The 20,443-nt window shown below is 68.8% G+C and carries 15 protein-coding genes; 5 read left to right on the top strand and 10 right to left on the bottom strand.

Annotated features, from left to right (window positions below; genetic code table 11):
• Position 1 precedes the first annotated feature (1 nt).
• The 3 genes from AC07DI_RS24305 to arc all read right to left on the bottom strand — a co-directional run bounded on the left by AC07DI_RS24305 (position 2) and on the right by arc (position 3,836).
• Complete coding sequence (locus AC07DI_RS24305) at positions 2–220, bottom strand: ubiquitin-like protein Pup (protein WP_127911314.1); 219 nt, start codon at positions 218–220, stop codon at positions 2–4.
• 124 nt (positions 221–344) lie between these two features.
• Positions 345–1,856 carry a depupylase/deamidase Dop gene (dop, locus tag AC07DI_RS24310; RefSeq protein ID WP_384258240.1) on the bottom strand — a complete coding sequence of 504 codons (1,512 nt, stop codon included), beginning with the start codon at positions 1,854–1,856 and terminating at the stop codon, positions 345–347.
• A gap of 213 nt (positions 1,857–2,069) precedes the next feature.
• Positions 2,070–3,836 carry a proteasome ATPase gene (gene arc, locus AC07DI_RS24315; protein WP_384258242.1) on the bottom strand — a complete coding sequence of 589 codons (1,767 nt, stop codon included), beginning with the start codon at positions 3,834–3,836 and terminating at the stop codon, positions 2,070–2,072.
• A gap of 254 nt (positions 3,837–4,090) precedes the next feature.
• Here arc and AC07DI_RS24320 point away from each other — a divergent pair, with 254 nt between their 5' ends.
• Entirely contained in the window at positions 4,091–4,402 is a 312-nt protein-coding gene (locus tag AC07DI_RS24320; RefSeq protein ID WP_478906085.1) for a ferredoxin, read from the top strand.
• Positions 4,403–4,424: 22 nt separating this feature from the next.
• Here the strand turns inward: AC07DI_RS24320 and AC07DI_RS24325 are convergent, their stop codons facing one another.
• The 3 genes from AC07DI_RS24325 to AC07DI_RS24335 form a co-directional block, all read right to left on the bottom strand.
• Positions 4,425–5,012 carry a hypothetical protein gene (locus AC07DI_RS24325; RefSeq protein ID WP_478906086.1) on the bottom strand — a complete coding sequence of 196 codons (588 nt, stop codon included), beginning with the start codon at positions 5,010–5,012 and terminating at the stop codon, positions 4,425–4,427.
• 216 nt (positions 5,013–5,228) lie between these two features.
• Complete coding sequence (locus AC07DI_RS24330) at positions 5,229–6,131, bottom strand: tRNA (adenine-N1)-methyltransferase (RefSeq protein ID WP_384258250.1); 903 nt, start codon at positions 6,129–6,131, stop codon at positions 5,229–5,231.
• Between the two features lie 76 nt (positions 6,132–6,207).
• Positions 6,208–7,857, bottom strand: coding sequence for a site-2 protease family protein (locus AC07DI_RS24335; protein ID WP_478906202.1), 1,650 nt, complete (start codon positions 7,855–7,857; stop codon positions 6,208–6,210).
• Between the two features lie 267 nt (positions 7,858–8,124).
• Between AC07DI_RS24335 and AC07DI_RS24340 the strand changes: the two genes are divergently transcribed.
• Together AC07DI_RS24340 and AC07DI_RS24345 are read left to right on the top strand one after the other, a co-directional pair.
• Entirely contained in the window at positions 8,125–9,006 is an 882-nt protein-coding gene (locus AC07DI_RS24340) for a RecB family exonuclease (protein WP_384258252.1), read from the top strand.
• Between the two features lie 415 nt (positions 9,007–9,421).
• Positions 9,422–10,093 (top strand): response regulator, encoded by a 672-nt coding sequence (locus tag AC07DI_RS24345; protein ID WP_384258255.1) that lies wholly within the window; start codon positions 9,422–9,424, stop codon positions 10,091–10,093.
• Between the two features lie 98 nt (positions 10,094–10,191).
• Here the strand turns inward: AC07DI_RS24345 and AC07DI_RS24350 are convergent, their stop codons facing one another.
• From AC07DI_RS24350 to metH, 4 genes are all read right to left on the bottom strand, one after another.
• Positions 10,192–11,778, bottom strand: a complete 1,587-nt coding sequence (locus tag AC07DI_RS24350) for an ABC transporter substrate-binding protein (RefSeq protein WP_478906087.1) — start codon at positions 11,776–11,778, stop codon at positions 10,192–10,194.
• Between the two features lie 70 nt (positions 11,779–11,848).
• The gene (locus AC07DI_RS24355) at positions 11,849–13,456 is read right to left on the bottom strand and encodes an ABC transporter substrate-binding protein (protein ID WP_384251699.1); all 1,608 of its coding nucleotides are present in this window, start codon (positions 13,454–13,456) and stop codon (positions 11,849–11,851) included.
• 337 nt (positions 13,457–13,793) lie between these two features.
• The gene (locus tag AC07DI_RS24360; RefSeq protein ID WP_478906088.1) at positions 13,794–14,489 is read right to left on the bottom strand and encodes an HAD family hydrolase; all 696 of its coding nucleotides are present in this window, start codon (positions 14,487–14,489) and stop codon (positions 13,794–13,796) included.
• Between the two features lie 99 nt (positions 14,490–14,588).
• Positions 14,589–18,125, bottom strand: coding sequence for a methionine synthase (gene metH / locus AC07DI_RS24365; protein ID WP_384251693.1), 3,537 nt, complete (start codon positions 18,123–18,125; stop codon positions 14,589–14,591).
• A 306-nt stretch (positions 18,126–18,431) separates the two neighbouring features.
• Between metH and AC07DI_RS24370 the strand changes: the two genes are divergently transcribed.
• Both AC07DI_RS24370 and AC07DI_RS24375 read left to right on the top strand, forming a co-directional pair.
• Positions 18,432–19,196: an IclR family transcriptional regulator gene (locus AC07DI_RS24370; protein ID WP_384251690.1), complete on the top strand. Its 765-nt coding sequence runs from the start codon at positions 18,432–18,434 to the stop codon at positions 19,194–19,196.
• Between the two features lie 416 nt (positions 19,197–19,612).
• Positions 19,613–20,404: an MIP/aquaporin family protein gene (locus AC07DI_RS24375; RefSeq protein ID WP_384251685.1), complete on the top strand. Its 792-nt coding sequence runs from the start codon at positions 19,613–19,615 to the stop codon at positions 20,402–20,404.
• Positions 20,405–20,443: the final 39 nt, after the last annotated feature.

The raw sequence follows: 20,443 nt of genomic DNA on the forward strand, positions 1-20,443 counted from the left end.
GTCACTGTCCACCCTTTTGCACGAAACTCCGTACAAAATCCTCGGCATTTTCCTCCAAGACGTCATCAATCTCGTCAAGAACCGAGTCCACGTCGTCGCTCAGCTTCTCCTGGCGTTCCTTGAGATCCTCGGAGGCCTGCGCGTCCTGCGTCTGCTCCTCGGTCTCCTCGGTGGAACGCGTCGCCTTCTGCTGTCCGCCGCCGGTGTCCTTGGTCGCCATCTACCTCACCCCGCTCGCTCGGTTAGACGTTCTTGATCAGACCCTACGCTTCGGGTCCGACATCGGCCCCGCTGTTGGCTCAACCTGCGGGACCCACCTGTGTGATTCCCCCGGCGATGACCTTTCAGCCGCCGGAGAGCACCCGAACCAGATCCTCTGCCGTGCGGCAGCGGTCCAGCAGTTCCTTGACGTGGTTCCGCGTGCCGCGCAGGGGCTCCAGCGTGGGGACCCGTTGCAGAGAGTCACGGCCCGGGAGGTCGAAGATGACGGAGTCCCAGGACGCCGCGGCCACGTCGTCCGCGTACTGCTCGAGGCAGCGGCCGCGGAAGTACGCGCGGGTGTCCTCGGGCGGCTTGCCGATGGCCCGTTCGACGTCCGCCTCGTCGAGGAGCCGCTTCATCTTGCCCCGGGCCACCAGGCGGTTGTACAGGCCCTTCTCGGCCCGTACGTCGGCGTACTGGAGGTCGACCAGATGGAGCCGCGCGGCGTCCCAGTCGAGGCTGTCACGGCGGCGGTAGCCCTCCATGAGCTCCCGTTTGGCGACCCAGTCGAGCTCTCCGGAGAGGCTCATAGGATCGCTTTCGAGGCGGCCGAGTACGTCCTCCCAGCGGGCCAGGACGTCCTTGGTCTGCTCGTCGACGTCGGAGCCGTACCGCTCCTCGACGTATTTGCGGGCCAGCTCGAAGTACTCCATCTGGAGCTGTACGGCGGTGAGCGAACGGCCGCTACGGAGCGTCACGAGATGCTTGAGCGTCGCGTCGTGCGACACCTGGTGGAGGGTGCGCACGGGCTGGTCCACGGCGAGGTCGACCGCGATGAAGCCGTCCTCGATCATGGCGAGGACGAGCGAGGTGGTGCCGAGCTTGAGGTAGGTGGAGATCTCCGAGAGGTTCGCGTCGCCGATGATGACGTGGAGCCTGCGGTATTTCTCGGCGTCGGAGTGCGGCTCGTCCCGGGTGTTGATGATGGGCCGCTTGAGGGTCGTCTCCAGGCCCACTTCGACCTCGAAGTAGTCGGCGCGCTGGCTGAGCTGGAAGCCGTGCTCGTGGCCGTCCTGGCCGATGCCGACGCGTCCGGCGCCGGTGACGACCTGGCGGGAGATGAAGAACGGTGTCAGGTGCCGCACGATGTCGGAGAAGGGGGTGTCCCGCCTCATCAGGTAGTTCTCGTGCGTGCCGTAGGAGGCGCCCTTGTTGTCGGTGTTGTTCTTGTAGAGGTGGATCGGTTGGGCGCCGGGGAGCTGGGCCGCGCGGTCGGCGGCCTCGGCCATGATGCGTTCGCCGGCCTTGTCCCACAGGACGGCGTCCCGGGGGTTGGTGATCTCCGGTGAGCTGTATTCGGGGTGTGCGTGGTCGACGTACAGGCGTGCGCCGTTGGTGAGGATGACGTTGGCGAGGCCGATGTCCTCGTCGGTCAGCTGGCTGGAGTCGGCGGCCTCGCGGGCGAGGTCGAAACCCCGCGCGTCCCGCAGCGGGTTCTCCTCCTCGAAGTCCCAGCGGGCGCGTCGCGCCCGGTGCATCGCCGCGGCATAGGCGTTGACGATCTGGGACGAGGTGAGCATGGCATTGGCGTTGGGATGGCCGGGGACGGAGATGCCGTACTCCGTCTCGATGCCCATTACTCGCCGTACGGTCATGCGGCCCTCCTTGCCCGGCGGCGCTCCCCTTCGGGAACGGCGCTCAAGTACCGCTGGTTCTCCGGTGCGTGTGCGGTGCCCGTCCCCGCACTGCGCGACTCGGCGGTACCGAAGAGCCTAGAACGCCTTTGCGCTGGTGGGGAGATCATTGCCTTCATTGAAAAGCAGACGGCTGCGGGTACCCGTGAAGGACACCCGCAGCCGCCCTGTGTTCTAGAGGTATTGACCGGTGTTGGCCACCGTGTCGATGGAGCGTCCGGTGTCCGCGCCCTGCTTTCCGGTGACGAGGGTGCGGATGTAGACGATCCGTTCACCCTTCTTTCCGGAGATCCTGGCCCAGTCGTCCGGGTTGGTGGTGTTGGGCAGGTCCTCGTTCTCCTTGAACTCGTCGATGCAAGCCTGGAGGAGGTGAGCGACCCGTAGGCCCTTCTGGTTGGCTTCGAGGAAGGCCTTGATGGCCATCTTCTTGGCGCGGCCCACGATGTTCTCGATCATGGCGCCGGAATTGAAGTCCTTGAAGTACAGGACTTCCTTGTCTCCGTTCGCGTACGTCACCTCGAGGAAGCGGTTCTCCTCGGACTCCGCGTACATCTGCTCGACCACGGACTGGATCATGCCGTGCACCGTGGCGCGCCGGTCGGCGCTGTGTTCGGCGAGGTCGTCCGAGTGGAGCGGGAGCCGTTCGGTGAGGTACTTGGCGAAGATGTCCTTGGCCGCCTCGGCGTCCGGGCGCTCGATCTTGATCTTCACGTCGAGTCGGCCGGGGCGCAGGATGGCGGGGTCGATCATGTCTTCGCGGTTGGAGGCGCCGATGACGATGACGTTCTCCAGGCCTTCCACGCCGTCGATCTCGGCGAGCAGCTGGGGGACGATGGTGTTCTCCACGTCCGAGCTGACTCCGGATCCGCGGGTGCGGAAGAGGGATTCCATCTCGTCGAAGAAGACGATGACGGGGGTGCCTTCGCTCGCCTTCTCGCGGGCACGCTGGAAGACCAGGCGGATGTGGCGCTCGGTCTCGCCGACGTACTTGTTGAGGAGTTCGGGGCCCTTGATGTTGAGGAAGTAGCTCTTTCCCGCGGGCTGTCCGGTCACCTCGGCGACCTTTTTGGCGAGGGAGTTGGCGACGGCCTTCGCGATCAGCGTCTTGCCGCAGCCGGGTGGGCCGTAGAGCAGGACGCCCTTGGGGGGCCGTAGTTCGTGCTCTTTGAAGAGGTCGGGGTAGAGGTAGGGCAGTTCGACCGCGTCGCGGATCAGTTCGATCTGGTTGCCCAGGCCGCCGATCTTGTCGTAGTCGATGTCCGGGACTTCTTCGAGGACGAGTTCTTCGACCTCGCTCTTGGGGACCACTTCGTAGACGTAGCCGGAGCGTGGTTCGAGCAGGAGTGCGTCGCCTGCCCTGATGGTGACGTCGAGGAGTGGTTCGGCGAGCCGGACCACTCTTTCTTCGTCGGTGTGTCCGATCACCAGGGCGCGCTCGCCGTCCTCGAGGATTTCCTTGAGGGTGACGATGTCTCCGACGCTCTCGTACTCCATGGCCTCGACCACGTTGAGCGCTTCGTTGAGCATGACTTCCTGGCCGCGCCTGAGCTCTTCGAGCTCCACGCTCGGGCTGACGTTCACCCGGAGCTTGCGGCCCCCGGTGAAGATGTCCGCCGTGCCGTCCTCGTTCGCCACGAGGAAGACTCCGAAGCCGGCCGGTGGCTGTGCGAGCCGGTCGACTTCCTCCTTGAGGGCCACGATCTGGTCGCGGGCCTCACGGAGCGTGTTGGCGAGCCGCTCGTTCTGTGCGGACACGCCGGCCAGGTTGGTCTGCAGCTCGACGATCCGCTCTTCGAGAATCCTCGTATGACGCGGAGAGTCGGCGAGCTTGCGTCGCAGGACGGCGATTTCCTGCTCGAGATAGGCAACCTGACCGGCGGGGTCTTCGGACCCTCGTCCCGGCCGGATGCCGCGGTTGATGTCGTCGTCGTGGGCTGCCACGGTCCTCACCTCCTCCAAGGGGAGCTGGACGCTTCCAGACCCTACCTGGGTGGGTGTCGATTGAAACCCCTAGATCACAAAGACGATGGGGGTGTGTCCGATCTTCACCCTTGCGCTCTCCCTCACACGAGGTGAATACCCACCCAACAACATCGGAAAGCGGACGGTTGTATCGTCGAAGCGTTCAACACCCGTCAGGGCTGGCCCGACTTGCTGCATTGTCGGGCGGACCGGCGCAGCGACCGGCAGGAGAGATGACCGTGCGGCACGAGGCCGAGATCGGCAGTGAGGGCCACGATCTGGAGGTCTGGATCGACCAGGACCTCTGTACCGGGGACGGTATCTGCGCGCAGTACGCCCCTGAGGTCTTCGAGCTGGACATCGATGGTCTGGCGTATGTGAAGAGTGGTGACGACGAGTTGCTGCAGGCTCCTGGGGCGACAACGCCGGTGCCGCTGACGCTCCTCACCGATGTGGTGGATTCGGCCAAGGAGTGTCCTGGCGACTGCATCCATGTGCGTCGGGTCTCGGACCGGGTCGAGGTGTACGGTCCCGACGCGGCGTGATCGCGCGCCCTTCGGGGGGGTGTCAGACGCTGCGGGCCCGGTCGGGGGTGCCCCGTTCGAACGTGCCGTCCTTCCACTGCCACTTGGCTCTGTCCTGCTGGTCGGGGCAGCAGCGGGGTATGTCGGGCGAGGAGTAGCCGAGCAGGGTGGCGGTGACGGCGCCGTCGCGTACGGCGAAGTCGCGCACATTCTGCCGGTCCTTGGGGTCGAGGAGGGTGGCGACGACGCGCGGCTTGGCCGTGCCTGCCCTGGTGATGACGTAGATCCCGTCGGGCGGTGTGCCCGATCCGGCTTCGCAGTGCACGACGGCGACGGTCTCGGGGCTGCCGTCGCCGTCGAGGTCGCCGGTGGCCTTCTTCTTGACCGCGCTCTTCACGGGGCCGCAGTCGAGGGGGAAGTCGACGGCGGCGGGGTCGGGTGCGGGGGCCGGGGCCGGTGCTGCCGCGGCGGCTCTGGAGTGCGGCTGGGGGGCCGTCTGGGCGGCGGTCGCGTCGTCGGGTTTGAGGAACGCGGAGCCCGCGACGACGGCGGCCAGTGCGGCCGCGGTGGCCAGCCAGTGGATGGGGCGGGCGGTGGTGTGCGCCAGTTCCGGGACCGCGGGGTGCTGCACGAGGAAGTGTCTCCTGTGAGGGCGTGCCGGTGGGGAGGTGGCCAGCATCGTGCCATACGTCACAGTGAGGTGGAACACCGGGGTCGGCGGTGGGTCTTCTGTTTCTTGCGGTACGCGGCTGGTGTCCTGTCAACGAAACGGCGCCGCCGCCGAGTTCCCTGGTCGGTCAGGGAACTCGGCGGCGGCGCCTGCTCATTGGGCGGGGTTCCGCGCGGTTCAGCGCGGGGAGCCGCCGTCGGCGTTGGGTCCGGAGTAGTCCTCGCCGTACGCGCCCTTGGCGGGGCGGCGGCGGCGCATGGGGGGCTCCACGCCGTCCGCGAGGCGGCGGGCGGTGAGCAGGAATCCGGTGTGGCCGATCATGCGGTGGTCGGGGCGTACGGCGAGGCCTTCGATGTGCCAGTTGCGGATCATCGATTCCCAGGCGGTCGGTTCGTTGAATCCGCCGATCTCGCGGATGGACTCGACGGTCCGTGCGAGCTGGGTGGTGGTGGCCACGTAGCAGCACATGATGCCGCCGGGGACGAGGGCCTTGGAGACGGCCTCCAGGCATTCCCAGGGGGCGAGCATGTCGAGGATGACGCGGTCGACCTCGGTGTCGCTGAGGTTGTCCTGGAGGTCGCCGACGGTGAGCTGCCAGGCGGGGTGGGGGCCGCCGAAGTAGCGTTCCACGTTCTGCCGGGCGATGTCGGCGAAGTCCTCGCGGCGCTCGTAGGAGTGCAGCATCCCCTGGTCGCCGATGGCGCGCAGCAGGAAGCTGCTGAGCGAGCCCGAGCCGACGCCTGCCTCCACGACGCGGGCGCCGGGGAAGATGTCGGCGAAGGCCAGGATCTGCCCCGCGTCCTTGGGGTAGACCACGGCGGCGCCGCGGGGCATGGACAGGACGTAGTCGGGGAGCAGGGGGCGCAGCGCCAGGTAGGCGACGTTCCCTGTGGTTCGGACAACACTGCCCTCGGGAGCGCCGATCAGCTCGTCGTGGGGGAAGGAACCCTTGTGGGTGTGGAAATTCTTCCCGGCTTCGAGCGTGAACGTGTAGTGGCGTCCCTTGGGGTCGGTGAGCTGGACCTGGTCCCCGACCTTGAAGGGCCCGCGACGGCGGGCGGCACCGGTCGGTTCGGACATGTGACCAGCCTACCGGCCCTCGCGCGGGCCGCCGACCACGGTGTCGGCGGCCTTTCCCTCTTTATGAGGAGGGGCGTCAGGAGGGGCGGGCCATGGCCTTGACGAAGGCGCGTTCCACGTCGGCGGCGGAGAGTACTCCGTAGATTTCGCCGGACTCCTCGACGACGAGGTATTCGGTGGCGGGGGTGGCCCGGAGGGTGTCGAGGAGTTCTTCGCCGGCGAGCTCGGCGGAGATCCGCATGCCTTCGGTGATGTCCTGGGCGAGGCCGCCGACGCCGACCCAGGGGCGGCGGTGCTGGGGGACGGAGACGATGGCGGCCTCCCGGACGACGGCCATGGGGTCGCCGTCGGCGTCGACGACGACGAGGGCGCGGGCGCCGGCGTCGTTGGCCCTGCGCAGTGCTTCGGAGAGCGGGGTGTCGCCCTCGACGGGGACGGCGCGGCGGGTCAGGGTGCGGGCGCGCAGTTCGGGCAGGTGTTCGCGCAGGCGGGCCATGCGCAGGCTGTTTCCCGCGCCGGTCCAGATGATGGCGGCGAGGATCGCGGCGAGCAGGGCGTCGGTGACGGTGTCCATGCCGCCGATGTCCTGGGTGTCGCCTCCGAGGGCGCCGGACTGGTTGAGCAGGGGCAGTCCGATGAGGACGGAGATGGCGAGGGCGCGGCCCACCCAGGCGGCGGCGACGGTGCCGCTCATGGGTTTTCCGGTGATCTTCCAGACGACGGCGCGCAGCATGCGGCCGCCGTCCAGGGGGAGGCCGGGCAGGAGGTTGAAGGCGGCGACGATGAGGTTGGAGATCATGAGGCCGGCGAGCAGGACGCCGGGGACGGTGCCGGGTTCGACGATGCGCATTCCGGCGTAGAAGACGCCGGCGAGTACGAGGGAGAGCAGGGGGCCGACGAAGGCGAGGACGAATTCGCGTCCCGGGGTCTCGGATTCCTTCTCGATCTCGGAGACGCCGCCGAAGAACTGCAGCTGGATGCGGCGCACCGGCAGTTTGAAGCGGAGGGCGGCGACGGTGTGGGCGAGTTCGTGGACGAGTACGGAGGCGTAGAAGGCGACCGCGAAGAAGAGGGAGACGAGGTAGCGGGCGTTGCCGAGCTCGGGCAGGACGCGGTCGAGCTGGTCGCCGAAGACCCAGGTGATGAGGGCGGCGACGAGGAACCAGCTGGGTGCGACGTAGACGGGTACGCCGAAGGGCCTGCCCATGAGCAGGCCGCCGCCCGGTCCCTTCTGGGCCTTGGGCGGCACGGGGGCGCTCTTGCCGGCGGGCGCCTCGCGGGTGGCCCGGCGGCGTCCGTCGGGCTGCTCCTGCGGTGGCGCTTCGGTGAGCGAGGCGCGCGGGCTGTGCGCGGGCGGCTGTGGTGCGCCGGTGTGGGGGTGCGGCTCTCTTGGCGGGGCGGCCGGGGGTGCGTCCGAGCTGTCGTGGCGCGGCTCGACCGGAGGCACGTCCGAGGTGTCGTGACGTGGCGCGGCCGAAGGTTCCGTGCCGTCGTGCCGCGGCTCGGCCGGAGGCACGTCCGAGGTGTCGTGCCGGGCCTCGGCCGGGGAGGCGTCCGTGCCGTCGTGCCCCGGCTGTGCCGGTGCGTCGGTGTCAGCCGGGTGGACCGGGTGAGCCGGGTGAGCCGGATGCTGTGGCACGTCCGGCACGTCCGGCGCGTCCGCGCCACGCGCCGCCTCCTGGGCCGGGCGGCCCACCGCACGGGCCGGTTCGTCGGCCGGGCGCACCGGTCCGTCGGCCGTGCCGACCGGACGGGTCGGCTCCGGGGAGCCGTCCGTCGACTCCGTGGAGCCGTCCGTGTCGCGCGGCCGCAGGCCTTCGGCGCCGTCGGACTGCGGCCTGCCGCTCCCGCCGCTTTCGTCCACGATGTCCCCTCGTTCGAAGCGTCCCTCGCCCCGGTCCGGCGCGGTCACCCGCACGATCATGCAGGGCGAGAGGGTTTGTCGTCGATGGTATGCGGCTGTTGTCAGTGGCGGGTCGTAGGGTCTGTTGTCATGGAAACCAGCACCGACGACGCCGTGGCGGCCGTGCGCCCGGCGTCTCTGTCGCCCTCGCGCGCGGGCGATTTCATGCAGTGCCCCCTGCTGTACCGGTTCCGGGTGATCGACAAGCTGCCCGAGAAGCCGAGTGAGGCGGCGACCCGGGGCACGCTGGTGCACGCGGTCCTTGAGCGGCTCTTCGACGCGCCGGCGAGCGAGCGGACCGCGCCGCGTGCCAAGTCGCTCATTCCGGGTCAGTGGGACCGGCTGCGGGAGGCGAGGCCCGAGCTGACGGAGTTGTTCGCGGACGATCCGGAGGGCGAGCGCATGGCGCGCTGGCTGTCGGATGCGGAGCGGCTCGTGGAGCGCTGGTTCACTCTGGAGGACCCGACCCGTCTGGAGCCGGCCGAGCGGGAGCTGTTCGTGCAGGCCGAGCTGGATTCGGGGTTGAAGCTGCGCGGCATCATCGACCGGGTGGACGTGGCCCCTTCGGGTGAGGTCCGCATCGTCGACTACAAGACGGGCAAGGCCCCGCGTCCGGAGTATGCGGAGGGCGCGCTGTTCCAGATGAAGTTCTACGCGCTGGTGGTGTGGCGGCTGAAGGGTGTGGTGCCGCGCCGCCTGCAGCTCGTCTATCTGGGCAGTGGTGATGTCGTCACGTATGACCCGGTGGTGGCCGATCTGGAGCGGGTGGAGCGGAAGCTGCTCGCGCTGTGGGAGGCGATCGAGCTGGCGACGGAGACGGGGAACTGGCGGCCGCGTCCGACCAAATTGTGCGGTTGGTGCGATCACCGGGCCGTGTGTCCTGAATTCGGGGGGACTCCCCCGCCGTATCCGCTTCCTGTGCGGGTGCCCGAGTCGGTGGACAGCGAGCAGGGCAGAATGGGCGCGGGCTAGAGCCTGTCTTTGAACCCCCGTCGTCCGCGCGAAGCGCGGGCGCAGCGGCGGATTGGGGCCTCCCCTGCTCGAGCGGAGCCGAGAGCTTGGGGAAGCGTGCGATCGGAGTGCGGAGTCCCAGGTCATGTGGCGGAGCCACCTGTCCTGGAACTCCGTGCGCCGAGCGTGCGTGCCGGGCGCCGGGGCGCAGACGGGGGTTCAAAGACAGGCTCTAGGGCCTGTCTTTCGGATCTGTCCGGGGTCGCGGGGGCTGGCACGCACATCTGCGGCGTTGTCGTCGGTTGTCAATGCTCCGCATTGCCGCCCTCCTCCGCCTTGCAGTTGCACGCACCAGGCCCCGCTCAAGCCCCACCAAAGGCAAAGCCACCCAAGTCCGGCCTGATCCGAAAGACAGGCCCTAGCTAAGGAGTGACTCGTGGCCATCCGCGTCCTACTGGTCGATGACCAGCCGCTGTTGCGCACCGGTTTCCGGATGATTCTGGAGGCCGAGCAGGACATCGCGGTCGTCGGTGAGGCCGGAGACGGCCTGCAGGCTCTCGACCAGGTGCGGGCGTTGCAGCCCGATGTGGTGTTGATGGACATCCGTATGCCGCGGATGGACGGGGTCGAGGCGACCCGGCAGATCACCGGGCCCGGCCGGGACGGACCGGCGAAGGTCCTGGTGCTTACGACCTTCGATCTGGATGAGTATGTGGTGGAGGCGCTGCGGGCGGGTGCCAGCGGTTTCCTCCTGAAGGATGCCCCGGCCATTGAGCTGGTGCAGGCGATCCGGGTGGTCGCCGCGGGCGAGGCGATGCTGGCGCCGAGCATCACCCGCCGGCTTCTCGACAAGTACTCCGCGCATCTGCCGTCCGGTGACGAGCCGGTGCCGGACACCCTGCACACGCTCACCGACCGGGAGGTCGAGGTTCTGAAGCTGGTGGCGCGGGGCCTGTCGAACGCGGAGATCGCGGCGGATCTCTTCGTGAGCGAGACGACGGTGAAGACGCATGTGGGCCATGTGCTCACGAAGCTGGGGCTGCGCGACCGGGTGCAGGCGGCGGTGTACGCGTACGAGAGCGGTCTGGTGCGGCCGGGCGCGCAGTAGGGGCGCCCGGCCCGGCAGGTGTGTGCGGTACGACGAAGGTGGCCGTCCCCTCGCGGGGGGGGCGGCCACCTTCGTCGGTACGTACGCGGAGTCGTGCGTCAGCCCTTGCTGATCTCCCAGAAGCGGAAGACGGTGGACGCGTCGAGGCAGGATTCCAGGCCGTAGACGCTGTCGCGGACGACGGCGTACTGCTTGGCCTGCCAGACCGGCAGGACGGGCAGCTGGTCGGCCACGATGTCCTGCAGTTCGTCGTACTGCTTGTCGGTCTTGCTGCGGTCGCTCTCCGTGGCGGTGGCCGGGATGATCTTCCGGGTGATGGCGCTGTTCTGGAAGTTGTTGTCCAGGACGTTGCCCTTGCCGAAGAACGGCTGGGTGAAGTTGTCGGGGTCCGGGTAGTCGGGCACCCAGCCCTTGACGTAGACGCCGTACTTGCCGGCCTCGATGTCCTTCTCGTACTGCTCGAAGCCGACGGACTTGACGTCGGCGTCGAAGAGGCCGGAGGCGTTGAGCTGCTTGGCCACGGCCTTCAGCTCCTGGTCCGTCGCCGGGCCGTAGCGCGAGGGGGTCGACCAGAGGGTGAGCTTGACCTTGCCGTTGATGCCGTCGCCGTGCAGTGCGGCGGCGGCCTTCGCGCGCTGCGGGCGGGCGCCGTAGGTGTCGAAGAAGGCGGTGCTGTGGCCGCCGATGCCCGCCGGGACGATGGAGTAGAGCGGCGTCGCGGTGTCCTGGTAGACCTCCTTGACCAGGGCGTCGCGGTCCAGGAGGTAGGCGATGGCCTTGCGTACGCCGAGCTTGCCCGCCACCGGGTCCTTCATGTTGAAGACCAGGTGCTGGACCTCGGCGCTCGTGCCCTCCACGATGTTGACGTCCTGGCCCTCCTTGGAGGTGTCCCGCTCGATGTCCGCGATGTCCGCGGGGGCGAGGCCTCGGTAGGCCAGGTCGATGTCACCGCCCAGGAGCGCCTTCTTCAGGCCCTTCTGATCGCCGTGGAAGAACTTGATGGCCACGCCGTCGTTCTTGGTCTTGGCGGTGCCCCGGTAGTCGGAGTTGACGGAGAAGGTCGCCTGCTCCTTGGTGAACGAGTCGAGCTTGTACGGTCCCGATCCGACCGCCTCGCCGTCCGTGCGCAGGGCGTTCATGTCGTACTCGCGGTGGTCCACGATGGAGCCCGCGCCCGAGGCGATCTTGCTGGGGAAGGTCGCGTCGGAGTACTTCAGCTTGAAGACGACCGTCTTGGCGTCCGGGGCGACGACCCGGTCGAGCATGGGGAACATGATCGCCGGTCCGGCGTCGTCCTTGATCTTCCGCATGCGGTCGAAGGAGAACTTGACGTCCTTCGAAGTCAGCGCGTTGCCGTTGCTGAACTTGAGTCCGTCACGCAGCTCGCACTTGAAGACCTTCGCCTTCGTGTCCGTGAAGCCGCACTCCTTGGCGGCCTCCGGCTCGGGCTCGGTGGCGCCCTTGGGGAAGCTCAGGAGCGACTGGAAGACGTTGTTGAACAGGAGCCAGGAACCGGGGTCGTAGCCGGATGCCGGGTCGGTGGCGAGGACGTCGTCGGACATCCCCATCACGACCGCGTCGCCCGTGTCCCCCGCACCGCCCGATTCCGTGCCGCAGCCGGTCAGCAGGGCGGCGGTGAGCCCTCCCGTGAGGGGAAGGGCCAGCCACTGGTTACGACGATTCACTTACGTGCCTTCGGTGTTGTGTACGTTGCGCTGAACTTGAGGGGGCCGGGGCGGCCTTCGGGCGTCGGCGTCAGCCGCTGACGCCGCGGCTGAGCTCCCACAGCTGGAGGTTGGACGACGAGTTGAGGGCCCATGCGACGCCCGTGATGTCGTCGCGTGCCGCGATGAACTGCTTGCCCTGCCAGAGCGGGAGCACCGGTACGTCCTCGGCGACGATGTCCTGGATCCTGCGGATGCTCTTGGAGGCGGCGAGCCGGTCGGCCTCGCGTCGCGACGTCGGGATCAGCTGGTCGTTGATCGTGTCGTTCACGTACGGCGAGCCGAGGAAGTTGTCCTTGTCGAGGAAGGGCGCGAGGAAGTTGTCGGCGTCGGGGAAGTCGGGGAACCAGCCCATGCCGTAGGCCGCGTACTTGCCGTCGCGCTCGGCCGCGCGGAAGGTGTTCCACGGGACGCCCTTGATGGTCACGTCGAACAGGCCGGACGCGTTCAGCTGCTTGCGCAGCAGCTCGAACTCCTTCTTGGTGCCGGGGCCGTAGTGGTCCGTGGTGTAGTGCAGCGTCATCTTCACCGGGGTGGAGATGTTCGCCTTCTGAAGGAGGGTGCGCGCCTTGGCCGTACTGGGGTTGCCGTACTTGTTGAAGAACGAGTTGGCGTGGCCGGTGATGGTGGAGGGCACCAGGGAGTAGAGCGGGTCGGCCGTCGAGCCGTACACCGAGGAGGCCAGCGCGCCGCGGTCGACGAGCTGGGCCATGGCCTGGCGGACGGCCTTGTTCTTGGCCGTGGGCGCGTCGGTGTTGAAGGCGAGGTAGCGGATCTCCAGGCCCTGCATCTCGACCAGGTCGATCTTCTTGCTCGATCCCGCGTCGAGCTCGCGGACCTGCTCGGGCGACATGGTGCGGGTCATCAGGTCGATGTCGCCGTCCTCGAGCGCCTTGCCCATGGCGTCGGTGTCCGCGAAGTTGCGCAGCTCGACCTTGTCGCTCTGCACCTTGAACCCGCCCTTGTACGAGGGGTTCTTGGTGAACACCGTCTTGACCAGGCGGTTGTCCTTGATCTCCGGCTCCGCGGTGTAGGGGCCCGAGCCGGAGATGTCGAAGCCGTCGCGCAGCTTGGTCTTGCTGTAGTGCTCCTTGCTGACGATGCCCGCGGTGGGGGTGGCCAGCTTGAAGGGGAAGGTGGCGTCCGGCTTCTTGAGGTGGAAGACGATGTCGCGGTCGCCCTGGACCTCGATCTCGTCGACGTTCGAGACCAGGCCGTCCGAACCGCTGGGGTTCTTGATCTTGATGTCGCGGACCCGCTCGATGGAGAACTTCACGTCGGCGGCGGTCAGCGGCTTGCCGTCGGAGAACGTCATGCCCTTGCGCAGCTTGCAGGCGTAGCGCTCGTTGCCGGTGTCGGTGAAGCCGCACTGTTCGGCGGCCTCGGGCTGCGGGTCGCCGCCGCCGCGCGGCATGGCCATCAGCGTCTGGACGGTCTGACGCAGGAGGTTCCAGGAGCCGGCGTCGTAGGCGTACGCCGGGTCGAAGGGCGCCGGGACCTCCTTGGAGATGGCGAACGCGTCCGTGGTGCCGACCGCGACCGGCTTGTCGCCGTCCGAGCCGTCCGAGCCGCCGCACGCGGCGAGCGCGGGGGCGAGCAGACCTATGACTGCCGGCAGCACCAAAGTCTTGCGGTTCATGCTCGACGTTCTCCAGAGCTGTTGAATCCCGTGAATCCCGCAACGCGGGGTGAGGGTTGGTGGGGCACGGGGGTGGGGCGATGTTCTCGCGACGAGATTAGTCCGCACCAGGTGGGCGCCGGAGGGGGCGTAAGACCTTAATCAATCACGCTGTGAAACCGGGCGTGGACGCACCGATAACCCGACACCGGAAGGTTTCGTGCACGCTCCCACCAATCGGGACACAACGCCACACCACTCGGGCCCCGGCAGGGGCTCCGTGCACAGCCGATCACCCCTGTCGACCCTCATTGGAGTGGGAAACGTCACACGTCCAATGGGGTCGCGGGCAGAGCTGTCAGAGGGTCATCAGGCCTTGCAGGAAAGGCAGGTTGACGGCTTCGAGGGAGGGGACGACGGTGCGGCCCGCGACGGCGGGGATGGGTGCGACGGACGGCACGGCCACCACGCGGCAGCCCGCGGCCTCCGCCGAGGCGACGCCGGTCGCGGTGTCCTCGACGACGGCGCACCGGGTGGGGTCGGCGCCGAGGCCGCGGGCGGCCAGGAGGTAGGGGTCGGGGTGGGGCTTGGTGCGGGCCACCTCGTCGCCCGCGACGGTGAGCGCGAAGTGGTGGGCGCCGATGGAGTCCAGGACGCGGTCGATGATGCGGCGGTGCGACGCGGAGACCAGGGCGGTGGGCACCTCGTGCGCGGCGAGTTCGGTGAGCAGGCGCGCGGCGCCCGGCATCAGTGGCAGGGAGCGGCTGATGCGGTCCTCGAAGCGGTCGTTGAGCAGCACGGTGAGCTCGGGGACCGTGATGTCCGCGCCGGTGGCTTCGATGAGGAAGCCGGCGCTGCGCGTCATGGGGCCGCCGACGACGACGTCGCGCCAGGCCTCGTCGAGCGCGTGGCCGAGGGAGGCGAACGCCTCGACCTCGGCGTCCCACCAGAAGCCCTCGGTGTCCACGAGGGTGCCGTCCATGTCGAGGAGCACACCCTGCAGCGCGGAGGCTTCGGCCATTGGGGTGCCGAGCGCGGGAACCGTACTGGTCATGCGACCACACCTTCCGTAAGGGACGAGAAGGCCGGCTGCCTCCTATTGCGGGAAGGCAACCGGCCTGCACTGGACCGACCAGTGTACGACTGCGCCGGATCAGCGCGCGTTGAAATATTTCGCCTCGGGGTGGTGGATGACGATGGCGTCGGTGGACTGCTCCGGGTGGAGCTGGAACTCCTCGGAGAGCTGGACGCCGATCCGCTCGGGCTGGAGCAGCTCGGCGATCTTGGCGCGGTCCTCCAGGTCGGGGCAGGCGCCGTAGCCGAGGGAGAAGCGGGCGCCGCGGTACTTCAGGGCGAACATGTCCTCGACGTCGGCCGGGTCCTCGCCTGCGAAGCCCAGTTCGGAGCGGACGCGGGCGTGCCAGTACTCGGCGAGGGCCTCGGCCAACTGGACGGAGAGGCCGTGCAGTTCGAGGTAGTCGCGGTAGGAGTCGGCGGCGAAGAGTTCGGCGGTGGCCTCGCCGATCCGGGAGCCGACGGTGACGACCTGCAGTCCGACGACGTCGGTCTCGCCGGATTCCTCGGGGCGGAAGAAGTCCGCGAGGCAGAGCCGTCGGCCGCGGCGCTGGCGGGGGAAGGTGAAGCGGGTGCGCTCCGAGCCGTCCTCTCCCAGGATGATCAGGTCGTCGCCCTTGGAGACGCACGGGAAGTAGCCGTGGACGACGGCCGCCTCCAGCATGTTCTTGGTGTGCAGCTCGTCCAGCCAGCCGCGCAGGCGCGGGCGTCCCTCGCTCTCGACGAGTTCCTCGTAGGAGGGGCCGTCGCCGGTGCGGGCCTGCTTGAGGCCCCACTGGCCCTTGAAGAGCGCGCCCTCGTCCAGCCAGCTCGCGTACTCCTTGAGCTGGATGCCCTTGACGACGCGGGTGCCCCAGAACGGCGGGGTGGGGACGGGGTTGTCGGTGGCGACGTCGGAGCGGGCGGGCTGGTCGTCCTCGTCGCTCTCCAGGACGGCCGCCGTCGCCTTGGTCGGTACGCGGCGCTGCTTGAGTTCGGGGAGGGTGGCGCCGGGCACGCCGCGCTTGACGGCGATGAGGGCGTCCATGAGGCGCAGGCCCTCGAACGCGTCGCGGGCGTAGCGGACTTCGCCCTCGTAGATCTCGTGGAGGTCCTGCTCGACGTAGGCGCGGGTCAGGGCGGCGCCGCCGAGGATGACGGGGAAGTCGGCCGCCATCTTGCGCTGGTTGAGCTCCTCCAGGTTCTCCTTCATGATCACCGTGGATTTCACCAGGAGGCCGGACATGCCGATGACGTCGGCCCGGTGCTCGGCGGCGGCGTCCAGGATCGCGGCGACGGGCTGTTTGATGCCGAGGTTGACGACGTTGTAGCCGTTGTTGGAGAGGATGATGTCGACGAGGTTCTTGCCGATGTCGTGCACGTCGCCGCGGACCGTGGCCAGGACGATGGTGCCCTTGCCCTCGTCGTCGGTCTTCTCCATGTGGGGTTCGAGGTGGGCGACGGCGGTCTTCATCACCTCGGCGGACTGCAGCACGAAGGGCAGCTGCATCTGGCCTGAGCCGAAGAGCTCGCCGACGACCTTCATGCCCTCCAGGAGGGTGTTGTTGACGATGTCGAGGGCGGGGGTGTCCTGGAGGGCCTCGTCCAGGTCGGCTTCCAGGCCGTTCTTCTCGCCGTCGATGATGCGGCGCTGCAGGCGCTCGTCGAGGGGCAGGGCGAGGAGCTCCTCGGCCTTGCCCGCCTTCATCGACTTGGTGGAGACGCCCTCGAAGAGCTCCATGAGCTTCTGCAGCGGGTCGTAGCCCTCGGCGCGGCGGTCGTAGATGAGGTCGAGGGCGGTGGTGACCTGCTCGTCGTCGAAGCGGGCGATCGGCAGGATTTTCGAGGCGTGCACGATCGCCGAGTCCAGTCCGGCCTTGACGCATTCGTCGAGGAAGACGGAGTTGAGCAGGACGCGGGCGGCCGGGTTCAGGCCGAAGGAGATGTTGGAGAGGCCCAGCGTGGTCTGTACGGCCGGGTGGCGCTTCTTCAGCTCCCTGATCGCCTCGATGGTGGCGATGCCGTCCTTGCGGGACTCCTCCTGGCCGGTGCAGATGGTGAAGGTGAGGGTGTCGATGAGGATGTCCGACTCGTGGATGCCCCAGTTGCCGGTGAGGTCGTCGATGAGCCGTTCGGCGATGGCGACCTTGTGTTCGACGGTGCGGGCCTGGCCCTCCTCGTCGATGGTCAGCGCGATCAGGGCGGCGCCGTGCTCCTTGGCGAGCTCGGTGACCTTCGTGAAGCGGGACTCGGGTCCGTCGCCGTCCTCGTAGTTGACGGAGTTGATGACCGCGCGGCCGCCCAGCTTCTCCAATCCGGCCCGCAGGACGGGGAGTTCGGTGGAGTCGAGGACGATCGGCAGGGTGGAGGCGGTCGCGAAGCGGCCGGCCAGCTCGGCCATGTCGGCGACGCCGTCGCGGCCCACGTAGTCCACGCACAGGTCGAGCATGTGCGCGCCCTCGCGGATCTGGTCGCGGGCCATCTCCACGCAGTCGTCCCAGCGGCCCTCCAGCATGGCCTCGCGGAACTTCTTGCTGCCGTTGGCGTTCGTCCGCTCGCCGATCGCCATGTACGCGGTGTCCTGGCGGAACGGCACCGACTGGTACAGCGAGGCGGCGCCCGGCTCGGGGCGCGGCTCGCGGGGGGTGAGCTCCTGGCCGCGCACCCGCTCGACGACCTGGCGCAGGTGCTCGGGGGTGGTGCCGCAGCAGCCGCCGACCAGGGAGAGGCCGTATTCGCGGACGAAGTTCTCCTGGGCGTCGGCCAGTTCGGGGGCGGTCAGCGGGTAGTGGGCGCCGTCCTTGCCGAGGACGGGCAGGCCCGCGTTGGGCATGCAGGAGATCGGGACGCGCGAGTGGCGGGCGAGGTAGCGCAGGTGCTCGCTCATCTCGGCCGGGCCCGTGGCACAGTTCAGGCCGATCATGTCGATGCCCAGCGGCTCCAGGGCGGTGAGGGCGGCGCCGATCTCGGAGCCGAGGAGCATGGTGCCGGTCGTCTCGACGGTGACCGAGCAGATCACCGGGAGGCTGGCGCCGGTGGCGTCCAGGGCGCGGCGGGCGCCGAGGATGGCGGCCTTGGTCTGCAGGAGGTCCTGGGTGGTCTCCACCAGGAGCGCGTCGGCGCCGCCGGCGATCATGCCTTCGGCGTTGGTCTGGTAGGCGTCGCGCAGGACGGCGTACGGGGCGTGGCCGAGGGTCGGGAGTTTGGTGCCGGGGCCCATCGATCCGAGGACCCACCGCTGCCGGCCGGTGTCGCGGGTGAACTCGTCGGCTACCTCGCGGGCGATGCGGGCACCGGCCTCGGAGAGCTCGAAGTTGCGCTCCGGGATGTCGTACTCCTTCAGGGCCGCGTAGTTCGCGCCGAAGGTGTTGGTCTCCACGCAGTCGACGCCGACGGCGAAGTACTCCTGGTGGACGGAGCGCACGATGTCGGGGCGGGTGACGTTCAGGACCTCGTTGCAGCCTTCGAGCTGCTGGAAGTCCTCCATCGTGGGGTCCTGGGCCTGGAGCATGGTGCCCATCGCGCCGTCGGCCACCACCACGCGGGTGGCCAGGGCCTCGCGGAGGGCGTCGGCTCGGGTCCTGCTCTCGGACGACACGGGCGTGGACTGCGACGACGGGGTTGGCGACGAGGCCATGAAAGAGCTCCCTGGAGTGCGACGGCTGTCGGCTTTGCGCCTTCTGGCTGGAGGGCGCACTCGGTCAGGGTAGCGGGGACCGGCCGTGCCGTGGTGGAGGAGTCCACGAGGCGGACTCGCGGGGTGGGTCCCGGCCGGTTCCGGTACTTGACAGTGCGGGGGCGGCGCCCGGAGGGAGGAGTGTGGGGGAACACCTGCTGTCCGCGCATTAGCGGGAGGTCGACAACGACCGATAGTGTTCAGCATTGTCGAACGTCGACTCAGGTGCGGCGACATCACGCGAGGGGAACGGAGGCAGGGGCTGCGATGGCACGCAACATCCAGTCGCTCGAACGGGCCGCGGCGATGCTGCGACTGCTCGCGGGCGGGGAGCGACGGCTCGGCCTCTCGGAGATCGCCTCCGCCCTCGACCTCGCCAAGGGCACGGCGCACGGCATCCTGCGCACCCTCCAGGCGGAGGGCTTCGTGGAGCAGGACTCCGCGTCCGGCCGCTACCAGCTGGGCGCCGAGCTGCTGCGCCTGGGCAACAGCTACCTGGACGTGCACGAGCTGCGGGCCCGCGCCCTGGTGTGGACCGACGACCTGGCCCGTTCCAGCGGCGAGAGCGTCCACCTCGGCGTCCTGCACCAGCAGGGCGTGCTCATCGTCCACCACGTCTTCAGGCCCGACGACAGCCGCCAGGTCCTGGAGGTGGGGGCCATGCAGCCGCTGCACTCCACGGCGCTCGGCAAGGTCCTCTCCGCGTTCGACCCGGTCGCGCACAACGAAGCCGTCGAGGTGGAGAGCAAGCGCTTCACCGCGCACACGGTGACCGACCCGGACGACTTCGAGAGCGTCCTCGACCTGACCCGCGCGCGCGGGTACGCGGCGGACGTCGAGGAGACCTGGGAGGGCATCGCCTCCGTCGCCGCCCCCATCCACGACCGGCGGCGCATGCCGGTGGGCGCGGTCGGCGTCACCGGCGCCGTCGAGCGCGTCTGCCGGGACGGCGAGCTGCGGCCCGAGCTGATCGCCGCGGTGCGGGACTGCGCGCGCGCCGTCTCCCGCGATCTGGGCGCCGGCCGCTTCTGACCGGGGCTTTCCCCGAGTCCCACGCTGCCGCGTACGCCACTCCGCCTGCGCCACCCGCGTACGCCCCCGCCCGCGCCACCCGCTCACGCCACCCCGCCCCCCGGGCGCCTCGGCGCGCAGGCGGCACGCTCCCGGCCGGCGACCGACGCACCCGCGCGGGCCGGAAATCCGCAGGCGGAGGCCGATAAGGCGGAACGATCAATAACGATCGTGTTTTCAATAACAGAACTCTTGACGACTGAGTAACCCCGGGGTGAGACTCGCGTCCATCGGTCGGCATTGTCGAACACCTACCGGCATTACGCGCTAGAGTGTGACAAGGCCAAGGGCCGGCACAACGACCTCACCTGAGGTCGCGGACCACCGGAGGGACCCGGGGTTCGCCTTCCCCTGGACGAAGGACAAAGGAGTCGCGGGTGTCCAGCTCCGACATCTTCATCGGCGAGACCATCGGTACCGCCGTGCTCATCCTGCTCGGCGGTGGCGTGTGCGCCGCCGTCACGCTCAAGCGCTCAAAGGCCAAGGACGCCGGCTGGCTCGCGATCACCTTCGGGTGGGGCTTCGCCGTACTGACCGGCGCCTACCTCGCGGGGGGCGTCTCCGGCGCCCACCTCAACCCGGCGGTCACGCTCGGCCTCGCCATCGAGGGCGGCACCAAGTGGAGCGACGTACCGCTCTACCTGGGCTCGCAGCTGCTGGGCGCGATGATCGGCGCCGTTCTGGTGTGGGTCACGTACATGGGCCAGTTCAAGGCCCACCTGACCGACCCCGAGATCCTCGCGGCGCAGCCCGCCGAAGAAGGCATGGTCGACCAGAAGGCCGCCCCCGCGGCAGGACCGGTGCTCGGCGTCTTCTCGACGGGGCCCGAGATCCGCAACTACGTCCAGAACGTGCTCACGGAGATCATCGCCACGGTCGTCCTGGTCCTCGCCATCCTCACGCAGGGCCTCAACGACGGCGGCAACGGCCTCGGCACCCTCGGCGCCCTGATCACCGCGCTCGTCGTGGTGAGCATCGGCCTCTCGCTCGGTGGCCCCACGGGCTACGCGATCAACCCCGTCCGTGACCTCGGTCCGCGCATCATCCACTCCGTGCTCCCGCTGCCGAACAAGGGCAGCTCGGACTGGTCGTACGCCTGGGTGCCGATCGTCGGCCCGCTGATCGGCGGCGCCATCGCCGGCGGTCTCTACAACGTGGCGTTCAAGTAGACCCACGTAAGCGACCGATGACCGCCACAGACGCTTGAG

This window comes from Streptomyces sp. NPDC044106, from assembly GCF_056433985.1.